This window comes from Parabacteroides chongii (assembly GCF_029581355.1).
Classification (GTDB): Bacteria; Bacteroidota; Bacteroidia; order Bacteroidales; family Tannerellaceae; genus Parabacteroides; species Parabacteroides chongii.
The window spans coordinates 2,385,211-2,403,469 of sequence record NZ_CP120849.1; the positions used below are offsets into that span (position 1 = coordinate 2,385,211).

Below are 18,259 nucleotides of genomic sequence, written 5' to 3' on the forward strand. Positions count from 1 at the left end.
TTATTCAAATTTAATAACTTCTGCCGGATTTTTACTTGCAGCCTTCCATATTCGCCAATATATGCAAGTGACTGTGATCATGACAAGAGATATAAATAATTATCAGGTAGATCCAGAAGGAAATAGTTGTTTGTATAACATAGTTTTCCAGCCATGATTTCATGATCAGATAGCTGACTGGGAATGCGATGGCTGCAGCTACGCAAAGTAGCAATAAATATTCTCTGAAGAACAGATGGATGATGGTTCCGACTGTTGCACCGTTCACTTTACGGATGGCGATCTCTTTCCGGCGTTGTTCGCAGTTAAGAGTGACTAGTGAGAATATCCCGAAAACTGAGATAAGGATACAGACAATGGAAACGAAGTCGAGTAATTTGATCAGAGCATTTTCCGATTGCAGGAATTTGTTGAACTCTTCTTCTGTGTTATATAATCTGTAGAATGTAAAATCCGGATATTTCTCCCTGATCAATGCCTCGATCCGTTGTTTGCATTCTTTCCATTGTCCGTCACGGAAAATGAAAAGGAGATTGCCTCCGGAGTTAATAGACCAGAATAGTTCTTGTACTGTAAATACCATCGGTTTCACGGGGATAGTAGGCGAATCTTTACAGAAATCGCGTATTACCCCGATAATCTGTGCCCGGGTAGAGTCGCTTTTGAGGAAAGATTTTCCGATCGGATCTGCCCAGCCAAACAGACGGGCGGCCGTTTCGTTGATCATCACTTTCTCTTTCCGGTCGTCATCCCTTAACATAGTGCCTTTCAGTAGCTTCAGATTATAATAATTACATATTCTTTCGCCGCTGGCAATCGTCTCCAAAAGTACTTCATCGGCAGATGCAGGCTTATCATCCCACTCTTTCACCGTAATATAGCTTGCTCCGTTTTGAGGTATAAAAGAGTTGTGATTACCCGAAAGCACTTCGGTTATCATGGGTATTTGTTTTAGTTCTTCCCGCAGGCTGGCTTCGGACGACTGGGTACTGAATGTGATGGAGGCTCTTCCTCCCCGTTCCACTATACGGTCGGTATGTGATAAGTAATGTATCTGTTTGATCATCACAAGCGTGCAGAAGATGAATCCGATACTGATAATAAACTGTAAGACCAGGAAGAATTTCTGGAAATAATTCTTTCCTTTCCCTTTTTCCGTTCCTTTTATTGCTGCATTCAGCGATTGGCGGCGAAAATAATGGATAGGAAGCAGAGAAATAAGGAACGACAGTGATGCTACGAAAAGGGAATAGCCGATAGCTTCCAGGTAGATTCCGTTTGTCGTCGTTTTTATTTCGGATAATTCCCGAAAAGTGGGTAGTATCAATTCTATCAATAACATCCCGATAAATATAGCAGTCAATAGCGTTAATACATATTCTATAGAAAATAACTCCATCAGATGTTTATCGGAAGAGCCGCATACTTTGCGTAAGGCTATTTCCTTTCCGCGCATCCGTATCCGGCTGACGAACAGAGTCAGGTAATTGAACAGCGAACAAAGGATGACCAGACCGCCCGATAAGGCAAACAACAGGATGTGATTGAATTTGATGGTCGCTTCCCGGATGGGATGGTCGTATCGCATCTGTATGATCGGGGTCAGTATGAAATGTTCCAGTTTGGCGTTGTCTTTTTCAATAGTATGCTCATATATCTTTTTACGGAAAGCCTTGATGTCCGTCTCTTTCTTTAGCTTGATAAAAGTCGTCCATCCGCAGGCGTACCAGACCGGGATCGTATAATTGGCTCTTACTATTTCAAAAGGCATGTTTGTATGAGGCTCCCAGGCTTTGACCACTGCACAAATGGGACTTTCCTGACCGTATATGCTTAGTTCTTTCCCTATCGGGTTCTCTTTTCCGAATAGTTTTTCGGCAAGCTCTTCTGTGATGGCTATTTCTTTACTGCCGTTGACAAGGAAATTGGCATTTCCACTAACCAACCGGATCGGGAATATTTTCATGGAGGCGGAATCCATTTGGATCTGATAAGATAGATAAGTGATCCCTTTGTATTTGAATTCCATTTTACTGTCCGACACGTTACAGGCCTGTTCTATTTCGGGAAATGTTTCCTGCAGATAGGCTGCCAGTGGGGAAGGGGTGACTGTGGCCAAACCCTCATTACTGTTTTTGTCTTCGTTACGAACCAGGAAAATGCGTTCTGCTTCCTCGTGAAAGTTCTCGTAGGTCATTTCGTGCCTGATCCATAGAGTGGCCAGGGCAAAACAGGTGAACCCCATCGCCAGACCGATGATGCTGACGATCGATTGGATTTTATATTTTAGAAGATTGCGTGTTGCAATCAATGCATAGTGTTTAAGCATGAATACTTTATTATAATTGTAACTGAAAATACAAAAGATGTGCCAAAAGGATAATGTGTTAATAGTGTGAGTGTTATCCGGGGTGTGCTATTGGGAGTGGTGTGTGTATCCGCACGAATAGCGTTCGTTTGCGCACGATGGTGGAATTTTGCGGTAGAAAAAGTGAAGCTACTTGGTTATATTTTATAGTTTTGTGGTCTGTAACTCTATAAATAATGCGAATATTGATATCGAGATTTGCCTGTTTGGTCATCTTCTGTCTGTTTACTAGTTTAAACATGCAGGCACAATTCCTGGATTACGGTGCTGATCCGGCACGTTTCAAATGGAACATCGTTCGGTTGCCTCATTACAATCTGGTCTATCCGCAAGGAAATGATTCGATGGCTTATAAGTATGCACTTTATCTGGAGAATGCTTATCCGCATTTGCAGAAGACGATAGGTGTCGGTATGCAGAAAAAGTTTCCGGTGATTCTTCACCCGGCTAATATGTCGTCCAACGGACTGGTGTCGTGGGCACCGCGCCGTATGGAACTGATCACGACACCGTCTTCCAAACAGGATGGGGTAAGCTGGGATAAACACCTGGTGCTGCATGAATCGCGTCACGTCCTTCAGACAAGCAAGGTGATGAGAGGCTGGTTCAAACCGTTGTATTACGTGATAGGTGAGCAGGCTGCGGGAGTAGCCGCTTTCTTTATGCCGAGCTGGTTTCTGGAGGGGGATGCTGTCGGGACCGAGACTTTCCTATCGAATGGGGGAAGAGGGCGGTTGCCGGAATTTAGTATGCCCTACCGTGCCCAGATGTTGGGAGAAGGCAGGAATTATTCGTTCGATAAATGGTATCTGGGATCTTATAAGGATTATACCGGCGATTATTATGCATTGGGATACAACCTGACCTCTTTTGCCCGCCATCGTTTCGGGGCGGATATATGGGACAAGACGACTACCCGTTATGTGGACCGTTTCTTCGCAATACCTATGTTCAGTAATGCTTTCAAGCATCATGCAGGGATCAGTATCGACGGATTGTACAATGAAACATTCGATTTCTTGCGGGACGAATGGGAAAAAATGGATACGGCGGCTGTGACTCCTGCTTTCCTTTCCCCGAAACCGAAGATGTATGCTTCTTACCGTTATCCGCAGGCAGTGAACGATTCGACGATCGTTGCCGTTAAGTCGGGGATACAGGATATCAATTCGCTGGTATCGGTGACGAATGGAAAAGAGAAACGGTTGTGTTACCTTGGTACGATCAACAGCCGCTTGAACCTGGCTGGCAAACGGTTGTACTGGACCGAGATCGTGCCCGGCCTTCGTTGGACGCATGAGAATTATTCCGTTATCAAACAATATGACCTGGAGACCGGACGGGTGATAACGCTTACTCCCCGTCAGCGTTATCTGACTCCTGCTATCGATAAGGATAGTCGTACGGCTGCCGTCTCCCGTTTTACGGTAAGTGGCGAGAACCAGTTGGTGCTGGTCGACCTGGAGACAGGGAAGGAACAACGTTATTTCACCGTTCCCGATAATGCCTTTCTGAAAGAACTGACTTATGGCGATGACGGAAGGATAACTGCTGTGGCTGTTACTGATACCGGAATAAGCCTGCTGCAACTGGATACACAAACCGGTGCATGGAGTGAACTGTTGGCTACTACATCTGTCAACATTACAGCTCCGTTTTGGAATAACGGCAAACTCTATTTTGAGTCGGGAGCAAACGGAACCAACAATATTTATTCGTTGAATCTGCCGGATACAACCGTCTATCGTCTGACTTCTGCTCGCTTCGGGGCGTTCGACCCGACTTTCTCTCCCGGAAAGGATCGGTTGCTGTATTCGGATTACCAGGCAGAAGGATACCGTATCGGTTCATTGCCGGTCGATAGCCTGAAAGCGAAAAAGGCGGATTTGGGAGATCCTTTTCATTCTCCGCTGGTTACCTCTCTGACGGAACAGGAGCAGTTCAATCTCGATTCGGCAGAGCTGGCTCCTGTCGAGTTTGCTCCGCGTCCTTACCGGAAAGGGTTGCATACGTTTAAACTGCATAGCTGGGCACCTTTCTATTATGATGTGGCGGAAGCAATGAATACCGGTGCGGACGATTTGAGTACGATCGTGAAACCTGGTGTTATGGTCTTGTCACAGAATACGTTGAATACGGCTATTATGCAGGCGGGTTGGTATTACCGTAAGGGAGAGCATCACGGAAAGTTGTCGTTTACGTATAAGGGCTGGTTTCCGGTTATCGACATAGCTGCCGACTATGGTGGAAAAGCGTTTGATGTTAGCTGGGTGACGGATGAGAAAGGCAAAGTATTTGCACAGGGTAAAACAGTAAGGCGGACTTTATTGGAGGCTGAGGCACGTGTTTATCTTCCTTTCAATCTGACACGTAATCATTATATCCGGGGGATTCAGCCGGCTGTGGCTTACTTTTTTACCACTGATAAGTATCAGCAATATGAAAGCCGTACATACAGTAATTTCCAATATATCCTGCCGGAGGTGTTGTTCTACAGTTACCGGAAGAAAGCGTTGCGCGATATTCTTCCCCGTTGGGGATATCAGTTGCGTCTGCAATATCTGCAATCGCCTTTCAACAAGGAAAATTACGGTAGTCTGTATGCCGCCCGGCTTACGACCTACTGGCCTGGTATTCTGCGTAATCACGGATTGATGTTGCGTGCCGGATATCAGTATCAGAGTGTGGATGATAAAGTATTGTATTTGCCGAAACACCTGATCGATAAACCTCGCGGATATAATTTCATGTATCAGACCCGTCAGCAGATTGCATTGAAAGCGGATTATGCTTTCTCTATCTTTTCTCCCGACCTCAGTCTCGGACAACTGGCGTATATCCGCCGTCTGCGTGCCAACCTGTTTTACGACCTCAATCGTAACCAGGCTGCCAAGGGTCGCGACTGGACGACACAGAGTTCTTTCGGTACCGACCTGATATTCGACTGGAATGTATTCCGCATGAGCTTCCCTCTGACTACCGGTGTACGCTTGATACAGCCGATCGATTACGGCAAGTTCCAGGCGGAGGCGCTGTTTTCTATTACGTTTTAGGCGAAGAATAGCACTACAGTGTTGATAGGGCTGTTTTTAAGTCATTCTGTTTTGATAGATATCGCCGGATTTGTCCGTGCTGCTTTCCGTATCTGCCAGATCAGCGTGAGCAAAGATATGCAGGCGGTGATAAGAAAGGCTACAGCGAAAATCCACCAGGATAACGGTGCTTTATTGGCAAAGTTCTCCATATATTTCGTGATAGCCAGCCAGGAAAGAGGTGTAGCGATGATGAAAGACAATCCCAGTAATCTGTAATATTTTCGTAATAACAGATTTATGATCGTTTCTACCGTCGCCCCGTTTACTTTGCGGATCGCTATCTCCTTATATCGCTGCTGAATATCAAAAAGAGAAAGGCTGAATAATCCCATAGAAGATATGAGGATGGAGATTAACGTAAAGACCGAATAAATCCGGGCAACCAGCCGGTCCTTTTCATACATGGCACTGATCTCGTCTTCAACAAAAGTATATTCGAACTCTCCCCCGATCGTCTTATCATGAAGTTCTTTCAGGAACTGAATTGCCTCCTGCCTGCGTCCGGGTACAATAGATGCCATGAGTTTCCCCGGATAGAACAATTCATTTTGTACATCTTTGAAAGTCATAACGATCGGTTGATTATGCTGGGAGAGATGCACTACCTGAAATTCCGGAGTGAAACCCTTTATCAGCAATGAATTGACACCATCATACCCCTCTGTTTCCAGTTCCGTGGGTGCTTGTCCCTGCTGACTGAATAGTTTCCTGGCAGTTTCATTCATCAGCACCTCTTTTTCACTTTGTGGATACTGGTCTGCTGAAACCGGTATCTCATATACATCAAAGAAACTTTTGTAGAGCTTCACTTGAAGCACTTCGTGCCATTCGCCTCCGGGAGCGCGCATCTTTACCCTGCTGAACGGATCGTCTGCCAACTCATACGGGCTTTCGCCATAAGAGAATGATTGGAAGAGGGGAGATGCCTGGATGGCATCCCGTATGGCGGAAGACACGGCTTCCGAACGTTTTTTGTCCTCTTCTCCATAGCTCATTTGGGAAGTAGGACGTATGAACCAAGCCTTTATAATATCTTGTGTGCGGTATCCCAAGTCGGCATTCAGCATGAAGTCGAGTTGCTTCATAAAGAACAAGGAAGAGATAATCAGACAACAAGTTATCACGTATTGAGCAACCAGGAAGAGCGAACGACTGCCTATCTTGTTTTTTCCGGGTGTGATTCCTTGCAGTGAACGGATGGTTTGCCGGTAGCTATAGTTGAAAAACGGGTATAGCGTAATGAGTAATGGCAGTCCGATCAGCAGCCCAAGTGTTAATAATAGATTGAAAGTTGCACCGACTGTGGCGATAATATCCAACTGGTTTACCTGTATCGGCTGCGTGATTTCGATGAACACCCATCCGATGAAGAGCGCAATGGCGGTCAGTACCCAATTCTCTGCATATAGTTGGATGAAGAGTTGCATGGGGCGTGCCCCGAACACTTTCTTCATACCCAGTTCCCGCCCACGTTTGATGATGACGACTGAGCTGATATGGATGAAGTTGAACACACCGATGACTAATAGGAGTATGGCCACGAAGGTGAGTATCTTCACACTGTCGGCATTCCCTTGCCGGAATGTATCCTGCCCTTTATCGATGGCTTTATCCATATAGAGCTTGTCGAGAGGCATGACCTGGAAGAAGAAAGATTTGCTACCAGCCTTATGAAAGTTTCCCTTTAGCTTCTCGTTGATCTGCTTGCTGTCGACACCGGGATGCGCAAGAGCGATGCTGAAGTAGTTGACCGGCGGCCAACGCCATTGCAGTGCTTTGGATATAAGCACGTCGAAGTGGAGTGAGCTTTGTGTTTCCGTTTCTCCGATAATGCCTTTGATGGTTAGTATATTTCCGTTGTAGTCAAAGCTTTTGCCCACCGGATTCTCTTTGCCGAACAGTCTTCGGGCGAACTGCTGGGTGACGACGGCTTCCTGAGGAGTACTTAACAATTGTTCGCGATTACCAGCTATCAGCGGGTAATCGAGTATTCGAAGGAAGAACGTATCCGTAGCGAGAATATGTGCCTTGAATAGTTTCTCATCTACCTTAATTTCCGTATTACTGATGGAGACAAAGGAGGTTCTTTGTTCTATCTCCGGAATATCCAGCGGGTTGACGTAATTTTTCTTTAGAAGTGCGTTATCTGTCGTAAAAAGAACAGCTTTCTGTTTCTGGTCTCCCCAGTGGCGTACACTCAGAAACATCCGTTCATGATTCTTATTGAAATGATCGGTCGTCGCTTCACTATAAACATACCGGCTGATAATGATCACGCAGGCGAGGCTTAATGCCAGACCGAGAACATTGATGACGGTGTACAGGCGGAAACGCATCAGGGAGCGTATAGCAAGTAATATTATTTTCATATTATTGAAATTGTAAAGTTAGTTTATTCCGCTTTCATGGCTACTGCCGGATTGGTCCGTGCCGCCTTCCGTATCTGCCAGATAAGGGTAACCAACGAGATGCCGGCCGTTATCAGCAGGGCGACGGCAAAGAGCCACCAGGAAATCGGTGCCTTATGGACGAAGTCTTCCAAATACCGGTGGATAGCCAGCCAAGAGATGGGCGAAGCAATCACGAAGGCAATGCCCAGCAGCAGGTAATACTTGTGCAGGAGCATCCGCATAATCACCCCGGTGGTTGCCCCGTTCACCTTGCGGATGGCTATTTCGCGATACCGTTGCTGCACGTCGAACAGCGACAAGCTGAACAATCCCAACGAAGAGATCAAGATGGCTATCAACGTAAAGACGGAATAGACCACCGTCAGTTGCCGGTCTTTCTGATATAGGGCCTTGTGCTCGTCTTCGATGAACGAATACTCAAAACTACCTCCGAACAATTCTTTATGCAGCTCTTCCAGAAAATGCAGAACCTCCTGCTTGCGTCCGGCTACCGGTATTACCAGAAGCGACTCTTCGGGATCACTTCTGTGAGGAATAATGATGGGCGGGTTAGTGAATTTACCCCAATGGCCCGGTGTGAAGTCTTTGACAACCCCCAAGATACGATATGGAGGATTGCTGTCCATATCTGTGCCGCTTGAAAACCAGAGCCGTCTTTCCGGTTGTACATCGGTCGATTGGATGTCGGTGATGCCTAATAGCTTTTTCCCCGATTCGGTGAGGTATAAATCGTAGCCTAAATCCGGTTCTTCTTTCGGATCGATTGCTTTTCCTTCTATTACCTTTATATCGAATAGGTTTAGCCAGGAGGGTGCAATAAACGTGAGGGTAAACTCTTTGAACTCTCCATCAGGTACTTTGAATTTGAATCCGCCGCTCATTTTGTCTTTGATCGGACTGGGGCCATACGTCCACTTTTCAATCAACGGGGAAGCGTCCAAGCGTTGTTGGATGACCTCTCTTTGCTGTTTCTTACGTTCACGCTCTTTCTCCCAATCTTCTCTGAAGTCATTGGTCCGTCTGGCTTGAAAGAAACGGGTGGCAATGACATCTTTGATACGGAATCCCGGGTCGGCATCCAGCATGAACTTCAATTGCTTGATAAAGAAAAGCGAGCAGACAATCAATGTGATGGTGATGATGTATTGGGCCACCAAGAACAGCTTGCGCGATGCCACCGAGCCTCCGTTGCGGCTGACCGAACGAAGGGAAACGATTGGTGCTTCGCGGCGATACCGTATGAAAGGCATCAAGGTGGTAAACAAAGGAAGTAGGAACAGAATCCCGCCATTGAGCAATAAGTCGAAGGTACTATTCGTAACGAATGTCAACCCCAATTGATTCTGTACAAGTGGACTGGCCACTTCGATGAATACCCAACTCAGCAGGATGGCAAAAGCCATCATCAGAATATTTTCCAAATACAATTGGATGAACATCATCGAACTACCGGCACCAAACACTTTCTTCATCCCCCATTCGCGCCCCCTCTTTAGGATAACCACGGAATAGATGTTGATGAAGTTGAAGATACCCACCAGAAGTATCATCAACGCCACGATCGACAAGACATAGATATGTGTCGGGTTGCCCAACCGGAAGAAGTAGTTGGTGTAGTTGTTCTTGTTCAGATACACTTCTGACAGGGGATACAGTTGGTAACGGACACTGTGTTTCCAATGTTCCATTAACATGAATTGGTTGTATTGCCGGTTGATTTGCCGGTAATCGGCTTGCGGGTGGAGACGAACCAGATGGTTGCTCATGCGCTGCCAATCAGACAATTGTTCGGAAATCACCAAGTCGAACTCGATACTGCTGGCTGTGGCGGGTGCGCCAACCATGCCGGAGATGGTCACGGTCTTTCCTATGGACAGGCGCAATTGCTTGCCTATAGGACTCTCTTTACCGAATATCTTTCGGGCAAGTTTTTCTGTGATGACTGCCTCGTCAGGCTTGACCAGCGTGTTGGTACCGGCCAGTAACGGGTAGCGGGCAATGTGGAAGAAGTTGCTGTCGGTAATTAGGGTCTTTCCCAAATATTCGTTCTCGTTGGACCAATAGCTGATCTCCTCTTCCTTTCGCATTTTACTGGCACATTCCACGCCCGGATGTTTAAGCAAGCTGTTGAAGCCCTTTTCCTTATTGGGATTGGAGACACCGGAATACATCAGTTCGCCCGGATGCTTGTCGTCCTCGTAGATGGTGGTAAACACCCGATCCAGATCGGGGTAAAAGTGGTCGGTCTGCCATTCGCTATACACATAACGGCTAATGATGATAAAGCAAGCCAGGCTTAAAGCCAAACCGATGATATTTACAAACGTGTACGTCCGGAAACGCAATAAAGGGCGTATAGCCAGTATAAGTAGTTTCATGGTATAATGTCTTATTTCAAAATCAACTCTTCTGCGTCGCCAAAAGTACTATATCCGGTGACAATAACCTTGTCTCCCGCCTGTAATCCGCCGGTGATCTCATACTGCTGCGGATTCTGACGACCGATGCTGATATTTACTTTGCGGGCTTTTGTACCGGCTTCATTCAGCTTATAGATCCACTGGCCGCCGGTAGTCTGGAAGAAATCGCCCCGGGGGATAACCAAGGCCTCTTCCGGCTGTCCCAGTTCGACTTGTACGCGAAAACTCTTACCGATACGGACATTATCGGGAGATTCGCCGGTGAAGACGAGGTCGACATCGAAATTACGGTCTTTTACTTCCGGTACAACTTTGGTGATACGCAGCGGATACTTCTTTCCCTGCCATGTAATCGTTGCAGGGAGACCCGTCGTGATGCGGTCGATATAATATTCACTGAGTGAAGTATGAATCTTGAACTGGTCGAGTACCTTGATCTCGGCAATAGCTTCGGTGCTTTGTACCTGCTGTCCCGGAGTTACTTTAACGAAACTGAGCTGTCCTGCCAGCGGGGCACGGACGATCAGGTTCTCCATACGTTCCTGGGCACGGTCGAACTTCTTTCGTTCCCGTTCCAGGTCGTTCTTCATCAGTTCACGGCGGAGGATCGTAGCGGCACTGTCGTGGCGGAGACCTTCCAGTTGCAGGGCCGTACTTTGTGTTTTATATTCATATTCATCGCGCTGGACTTCCAGTTGTGCCTTGCTTTTCACACCCATACGGAACTCCTCTTCATCGAGGGCAAAGCTCTTTTTCAAGCGGTTCAGCTCGTAGGTCGTTTGCAGTGTCTGTTTCTGCAGATCCAGGCTTTTCTGTTCCATCTCTATCTCTTTTTCCTGGTAAGAGATCAATTGTTTTTCCCATTCGTCGCGCTGGTCGTCGATGGTACGTATCAGGTCCGGGTTGTTCAGGACCAGGATGGTGTCGCCCTTATCCATCATCGTTCCTTCTTCAGCAACGATACGCTCGACACTACCGGCTTCCCGGGCATTTATCTTGATGGTCAGAATGGGCTGGACGACACCCTCCACATCAACATATTCGAGGAATTTATCCGCCAGTGCTTCACCGATGATGAGGTTGTCGGCTTCCGTGCGTAGTTTCCTTCCTCCCGAGGCAACGATAGAAACGTACACTAAAAGGATAATAAAGGCTGCACCTCCGGCAATATGCCAGCGATAACGGTAATATACGGGTTTCTTTTCAATAGGTTTATCCATTATCTTATTTCATTAATTGTTCGTAATCGAATGTCAGTTCTCTGTTTTTCTCGAAGTCGTATCCGGTCATGCTGCGCAGGCCGTAATAGAGGCTCCAGTAATTATATAAGGCAGAGATGTACTCTCGTCGTGCCCGATCTTTCTCGCTGATAGAAGCGTTGAGGTCGAGAATACTTGATTTACCGAGGATGTATAACTTTTGTGCCACATCATTTCTGCGTTGAGCCGTCTGATCTGTCTTTTGTGCGATGGTCACTTTATCAGCTTGCAGATTAAACTGTTTGACCATCTTGATGACGTTCAGTTCGAAATCGTTGCGTGACTGTTCTACTTCCGTGTATGTCTTGTCTCGGTTACTGAGAGCTACTTTTACCTTTCCTTTACCGACACCCCAGTCGAGGATCGGGATGCGTATACCCAGGGTGACCAGTTGCTGGTCTAGCGGATTCCGATAGGCCTCTTTCAGTTTTTCATTGGTCTGTGTCAAACCGAATTGCATATAAAGGTCGGCTTTGAAACCGCGTGAGGCTTTTGCCTGTGCCACGGCGCTTTCACTTTCCAGTCGACGTCGTTGCAGATATTCAGGTTCGGGGTTATTGGCGTAGGCCAGTTCCAATGCCTGTTTTACTTCAACGCTGAAATGAGGTATTTCTCCGTTGACATCGGCCACTAGTTCGGAGGCGTTGTTGATGCCCAGATAACTACGTAGCGATTGGATGCAGTCGTCCACTTCGATGCGGGCATTCATCACATTGGTCTGTTCGGTCAACAGGTTCAGTTCCAGTTGCAACATTTCGTTTTCTGTGATTGTACCTATATTATACCGTCCTTTGGCATATTGGAACAGGGTGTCGGCATTCGCATAGTTGTATTGTGCGATCTCCCAGTTAGTTTGTGCGGTAGCCAGTTGGAAGAACTGTTGGGTTGCTTGTGCGGCAACCAGTTCAAGTGTTTCCACCAGATTCTTTTTGGATTCGGCATAGCGGATAGGTTCGACTTTTCGATCCCACTTGAACTGATTGTATCCAAACAGGTTTTGTTCATATCCTATTACTACCGGTGTACTGTTATATGAACTGGTTTTTTCTGAAAACAGGTCTAGCCGTTGTAAAGCGGTTTTCACGAAGAGGCTACCCCCGGTGAATGGAATATTCTGGTTGATCGTTAAACCGGCATCTATCATTAACTGGTTGCGATGTACGAAACTTTCCCCTCCGTCGGGCAAGGTAACCGAGCTGATCGACCTGTTCAGTGAAGGATCGGAGGTGAAAGTAAGACTCGGCAACATGTTTGCCCGGTAGGAACGCCAGTTCCAGTAAGAAGCCCGGAAAGAATGGCGGGCGGCGATGGCCTGGGGAGATTGCTCCTGAGCGATGCGTACTGTCTCTGACAAGGTCAGGTGTAGTGTATCCTGCGAGTGAGCCGGGAAAGTGGCCAGTGCGGCAAGGAGTATGGAGACTATGTAACTCTTTATCTGTTTCATGCCAAATAGGATACAAATAGTATGCCATGTTTGTAATCTGCTGATTTGTAGAAAGTAATAGTTGGATGTTTCTTCTTTTACAGTGCGTGAGCGCACGAAAAACGTTCGTATTCGCACACACATGCAACTACTTTTATACGTATCTTTACAACCAAATCAGATACAGGAATGAAACAAGGGAAGATATTGATCATCGATGATAATGAAGATGTGCTTTTTGCATTGAATCTGTTGTTGGAACCTTATGTCGAACAGATACGTGTAACGACACAGCCGGAACGGATCGAGCATTTTATGGAGAGTTATGTGCCCGATGTTATTTTACTGGATATGAATTTCCGGCGGGATGCTATCAGTGGGCAGGAAGGTTTCTTCTGGCTTGAGAAGATAAAAAAGACTGATCCGGATGCCGTCGTTCTTTTTATAACGGCTTATGCAGACACGGAAAAGGCTGTACGTGCCATCAAAGCCGGAGCTACCGATTTTATACCCAAACCCTGGGAGAAAGAGAAGTTGCTTGCCACCTTATCAGCTGCCCTGAAACTCCGTGAGAGTCGTTCCGAGGTGCGGTCGCTGAAGCGTCAGGTCGCTGCTCTTGAAAGCTCGGAAAACGATGGGTTTGAGATTATCGGTGAAAGCAATGCCATGCAGGAGATATTCACGACCATAGAGAAGCTGCGCGATACCGATGCCAATATCCTGATCCTGGGAGAGAACGGCACGGGCAAGGATCTTGTGGCGCGTGCTTTATATCATCATTCGCCGCGTAACAACCAGGTCTTTGTCGGGATCGACCTGGGGAGTATTCCCGAACAGCTTTTCGAAAGCGAACTGTTCGGATATGAGAAAGGAGCCTTTACGGATGCCCGCCGCGATAAGCCGGGACGTATGGAGGTGGCAACCGGCGGTACACTGTTCCTCGATGAAATCGGTAACCTGAGTATGCCCATGCAGGCCAAATTGCTGACAGCCATAGAAAAACAGCAGATCACCCGTTTGGGTGCAACCCGTCCGATCTCTATCGATGTCCGCCTGATCTCGGCAACCAATATGAATATCCATGCGATGGTAGGGCAGGGAACTTTCCGCCAGGATTTACTATACCGTATCAATACGATCGAACTGCACATTCCCCCATTGCGGGAACGCGGTAATGATATCCAGCTGCTGGCTGACTATTTCCTGGCACGTTATGCCCGGAAATACAAGAAAGAGATCAGAGGACTGTCGCGTGATGTGCGGAGCAAGTTGCAAAATTATAACTGGCCCGGCAATGTCCGTGAGTTGCAGCATGCGATCGAACGCGCTGTGATTTTATCTGACGGCACGATGTTGAGACCGGAGAATTTTATGCTGCAGCCGACGGTCTCCAACAAGACTGCGGACCTGGAAGAACTTAACCTGAGTATCCTGGAGAAGGAAGCGATCGAACGGGCTTTGCGGCGTGCCGAAGGAAATGTGACGCGGGCTGCAGAATTATTGGGAATTACTCGTTTTGCCTTGTACCGGAAACTGGATAAGCTGGGCCTATGAAACGTTATATCGTCCCGATAAAGATCCTGCTGATTGTCTTGCTTTCGCTGGCAGTCGCTTTCTTGCTATTGAAAGGTCTTTACTTCACATCGGTTATGGTGGGAGCTATCTTGATTATATTGGCTGTTTCCCTGTACCTGGACCAGCAGAAGGCAATCCGCCGGATGGAACATCTGATAGCGAATATCCATTACGGCGACCTGAATCTTTCTTTCCCGGTACCTTCTTCGGGAGATGCCGAAGCCCAGCTGACCCGTTCGATGAACGAGGCGTTGAATGCATTCCGTTCCCGGCTCTATAATGCAGTGGTAGCAGAAGCAGAAACGGATGCCTGGCAGAAACTGATCCGTGTACTTACGCATGAGATCATGAACTCGATCGCTCCCATTATCTCCCTGTCGGAAACGGTTACCGAGCGGGCCGCTTTGAATGGAATGAATGAACGTGATTATGCAGTTATGCTCCAGGCCATACAAACCATTCACCGTCGTAGCAAAGGCTTGCTCGACTTTGTGGAGAATTACCGCAAGTTGACGCGCATCCCGACTCCTACCATGCAGATATTCCCAGTGTCGACTTTGTTCAGCGACTTGCAGAAACTGGTTCCGGCAGAAGGCATACAGGTCGTTTACTCCATTCGCCCAAGCGAATTGCGGTTGTATGCCGATCGGAGCATGATCGAACAAGTCCTTATTAATTTGTTAAAGAACGCGGTAGAAGCCAGTTGTGACAATGAGTTTCCTGAAATCCGCATAGAGGCTTTCAGACGCGACGGCATGCCGGTAATTACCGTGACAGATAATGGCAGCGGTATTGTTCCTGAAGCGTTGGACAAAGTATTTGTTCCTTTCTTTACCACCAAGCAAGGGGGATCGGGTATCGGATTGAGCGTCTGCCGGCAAATATTGAACCGGCATGGCGGAAATATTACTGTTACTTCAGAGATGGAAAAAGGAACGACATTTACTATGCAGTTCCCCGGTACACGTTCTATCTAAAACTCTACAGAAGTTCCGATATTTTCTGTTTCAGGCTGTCCGGCTTGATTGGTTTGGCTACATAATCATTGAACCCGCTTTGCTTTACGCGTTGCTCATCTTCGGCAAATGCAAAAGCGGTTACAGCAATAATAGGTATGACCGTGTTGTCCTCACGTATTTCCCGGGTAGCCTGGTAACCGTCCATGAGCGGCATTTTGAGGTCCATCAGGATCATGTCCGGATGATATTTCTTATACAGTTCTACAGCTTCCTGCCCGTTCCACGCATGGATAAGGTTGTATTCTTTTAATATGGCTTTTATATAAATGTAATTGCTTTCATTATCCTCGGCTATCAGCAAAGTCGCCTTTTTACTGTCACTGCCGGTAGAAGCATTACTCTGTATTTCAATTCTGGCTGGTCCGGGAACCGCCATATGCGATTCTTCGATCACTGAATCAGGCAGTGTGAACCAGAAAGTCGATCCTTCTCCCAATTCCGATTCCACACCGATCTCTCCTTCCAGCTTCTGCACGATCATCTGGCAGATAGACAGCCCGAGTCCTGTCCCCTGTGCGAAATTATCCAGTTTGACAAAACGTTGGAAGACGCTGTCCTTGATGCTTTTATCAATACCGCACCCCGTATCGGTTACGAAGAATTTCAGTTTGTTTTCTTTATGTTTGTATCCGAAACGTATGCTTCCTTCTTTGGTGAACTTGATCGCATTGTTAATGAAGTTGGTCATAACTTGCGACAGGCGGTTTTTGTCGGTCCTGATAATGCAATGCGACATTTTTTCTGTGAATGAAACCTTTACACCCTCGGCTGCTTTCAGGCGCGATGTTTGTTCTATGTCACATAACAACTGATTGATGTCGACATCCGAGTAGACGAATTCAAGTGTGTTGGCCTCGATCTTTGCCAGGTCGAGAATATCGTTTATCAATTGTAACAGGAGCTCGTTGTTATTGTTGATGATACTGATATATTCTTCCCGTTCTTCCAGTTCGTCAGTCATGGCGAGCAACCCGGAGAAACCGACGATCGCATTCAGAGGCGTACGTATCTCATGGCTCATGTTGGCAAGGAATGCCGATTTCAGGTGGTCGGATTCTTCCGCTTTCTCTTTTGCCAGTCTCAGCTCGTTTTCGGCCAGTTTCTGTCTGGTGACATTCTCTTTTTTGAATACGACACCCAATAAATTGTCTTTCGAGTCTATGATCGGATTGGCAAATACATGCGTATATTCGCCCGGAGCACATTGTTTGGTTAATTCGAAAGGCTTTTTACTTTCCATGGCGGATATCAGTGCACATTCGTCGCAGAAAGGCTTTTGTCCGTTTTTAACCAGGCAACAGTTTGTGGGACCGTATTGGGGTCTGCACGGCATTTTGATCTGGTTTTCCCATTTCACCGAGTAATCCGGTTTGATAAAGCGGATGGAAGACTGTATGTTATTCATAATAATAACATTGTCTTTCTGTATATCCAGCAGTTTGTCTTTCAGCCGGTTGGTTTTGAACAGGAAGAACAGGATCATGACCAGGAAGAGCAATAATACGCAGGCAACGATCAACAGTATCTCGAATCTGTACTTCACGAACAGATTCCCGTCGGTGTTGATCCATATAGAATCATCGGGTAAACTACCTTTTTCAATGTTGAATTCTTTCAGCTTTTTGGCATCGAAAGTGTAGGTGTTAGGTATATTTATCGTCTCTATATCTGTAAGCTGTACCTTTTTTGTCTGGATATCGATAGTCTGCCTGGCCAGATCTTTTCCTATCGGACGGTATTTAGGGATATAACCTCCTATAGCCCAGTGGCCGAGTCCGATCGATGTCAGAGTGAAAGCCGGGAGAGTCGGGTTGCCGGACATCATGGTGTAAGTCGCATTACCTACATAATAGCCATCGTTTACATCTACACGCCATGTACCTAACAAGATAACAGTTTCTTTGGGTAGCTTTTTTATTTGTTCGACAATCGTATAAATATTGTTCTTTCGTCCGTCCAGTAAGATCAGGCTTTGCTCCGGAAATTCTCTCAACTCTTTTTTTACCAGTGCCTGCAGGGCGATACCGCCGTAGCTGTTGTCTGTTATTAATGCGAAATGTTTTGTCGCAGGATAAAGGTCCAGGGCCAGTTTAAGGTTCTTTTTTATATCGTAATTATAGGTAAATCCCGTGAGATGATATCCTTTGTCGGCATAACTTTTGATATCTATGCTTTCCGGCTCCCATTCACTCATCCTGGTACTGGAGTCCGGCAGTATGACGGCATTGCTGCTGACCATACCGCATATGACAGGTATGTCTATCAGAATCGGATGGTCTTGTGAGAGGTAGGAAGCCCATCCTTCTTGCCCTAAGATAACTATAATCTGCGGAGTATTTTCGTTCTTGTATTTTTCCAGCAAGGTTTCCATTTTTTTCTTCCACAAAGGAGCCTCCGGCAAACTTTTGCAGTTCATGTTTTCGATGATGACCGGTGCGGTGCCCCCCAGACGTTTGTATTCCTCCATAAATTCGGAGATGTTCTGAGTCGTATTGCGGGTGTCCGGGTTATAGGAGCTGATGATAAGAATGGGGTGGGTATCCTCTTCAGCATGACATGGGATAGTCAACGATAAGCATACAAGTATAAGCAATATTCGTATGTGGTGTATTCTATTTCTTAAAGTTGTATTAAACATTGATACCTTATCTGTTACAGTCCTTAATCCCGGCTACAAAAATAGACATTA

General features: G+C 46.5%; 9 protein-coding genes. 3 read left to right on the top strand and 6 right to left on the bottom strand.

Annotation, left to right across the window (positions count from 1 at the left end):
• Positions 1 to 31 precede the first annotated feature (31 nt).
• Positions 32 to 2,329, bottom strand: coding sequence for an ABC transporter permease (locus P3L47_RS08905; protein ID WP_277783380.1), 2,298 nt, complete (start codon positions 2,327 to 2,329; stop codon positions 32 to 34).
• Positions 2,330 to 2,550: 221 nt separating this feature from the next.
• Here P3L47_RS08905 and P3L47_RS08910 point away from each other — a divergent pair, with 221 nt between their 5' ends.
• On the top strand, positions 2,551 to 5,421 hold the full coding sequence (locus tag P3L47_RS08910) for a hypothetical protein (RefSeq protein ID WP_345799073.1): 2,871 nt from the start codon (positions 2,551 to 2,553) through the stop codon (positions 5,419 to 5,421).
• 41 nt (positions 5,422 to 5,462) lie between these two features.
• Here P3L47_RS08910 and P3L47_RS08915 read toward each other — a convergent pair whose 3' ends face one another.
• From P3L47_RS08915 to P3L47_RS08930, 4 genes are read right to left on the bottom strand one after another with little or no spacing between them, the layout of a single operon-like run.
• Positions 5,463 to 7,832 carry an ABC transporter permease gene (locus P3L47_RS08915; protein WP_277783382.1) on the bottom strand — a complete coding sequence of 790 codons (2,370 nt, stop codon included), beginning with the start codon at positions 7,830 to 7,832 and terminating at the stop codon, positions 5,463 to 5,465.
• Positions 7,833 to 7,855: 23 nt separating this feature from the next.
• On the bottom strand, positions 7,856 to 10,252 hold the full coding sequence (locus tag P3L47_RS08920; protein WP_277783383.1) for an ABC transporter permease: 2,397 nt from the start codon (positions 10,250 to 10,252) through the stop codon (positions 7,856 to 7,858).
• An 11-nt stretch (positions 10,253 to 10,263) separates the two neighbouring features.
• Entirely contained in the window at positions 10,264 to 11,514 is a 1,251-nt protein-coding gene (locus P3L47_RS08925) for an efflux RND transporter periplasmic adaptor subunit (protein ID WP_277783384.1), read from the bottom strand.
• A gap of 4 nt (positions 11,515 to 11,518) precedes the next feature.
• On the bottom strand, positions 11,519 to 12,997 hold the full coding sequence (locus P3L47_RS08930) for a TolC family protein (protein ID WP_122363229.1): 1,479 nt from the start codon (positions 12,995 to 12,997) through the stop codon (positions 11,519 to 11,521).
• 168 nt (positions 12,998 to 13,165) lie between these two features.
• On the opposite strand from P3L47_RS08930, the gene P3L47_RS08935 reads away from it, so the two are divergent.
• The gene (locus P3L47_RS08935; RefSeq protein WP_277783385.1) at positions 13,166 to 14,530 is read left to right on the top strand and encodes a sigma-54-dependent transcriptional regulator; all 1,365 of its coding nucleotides are present in this window, start codon (positions 13,166 to 13,168) and stop codon (positions 14,528 to 14,530) included.
• Positions 14,527 to 15,528: a sensor histidine kinase gene (locus P3L47_RS08940; protein WP_277783386.1), complete on the top strand. Its 1,002-nt coding sequence runs from the start codon at positions 14,527 to 14,529 to the stop codon at positions 15,526 to 15,528. The genes P3L47_RS08935 and P3L47_RS08940 overlap by 4 nt, the downstream gene beginning before the upstream one ends.
• Positions 15,529 to 15,532: 4 nt before the next feature.
• Here the strand turns inward: P3L47_RS08940 and P3L47_RS08945 are convergent, their stop codons facing one another.
• Positions 15,533 to 18,208 carry a response regulator gene (locus P3L47_RS08945; RefSeq protein WP_277783387.1) on the bottom strand — a complete coding sequence of 892 codons (2,676 nt, stop codon included), beginning with the start codon at positions 18,206 to 18,208 and terminating at the stop codon, positions 15,533 to 15,535.
• Between the last annotated feature and the right edge of the window lie 51 nt (positions 18,209 to 18,259).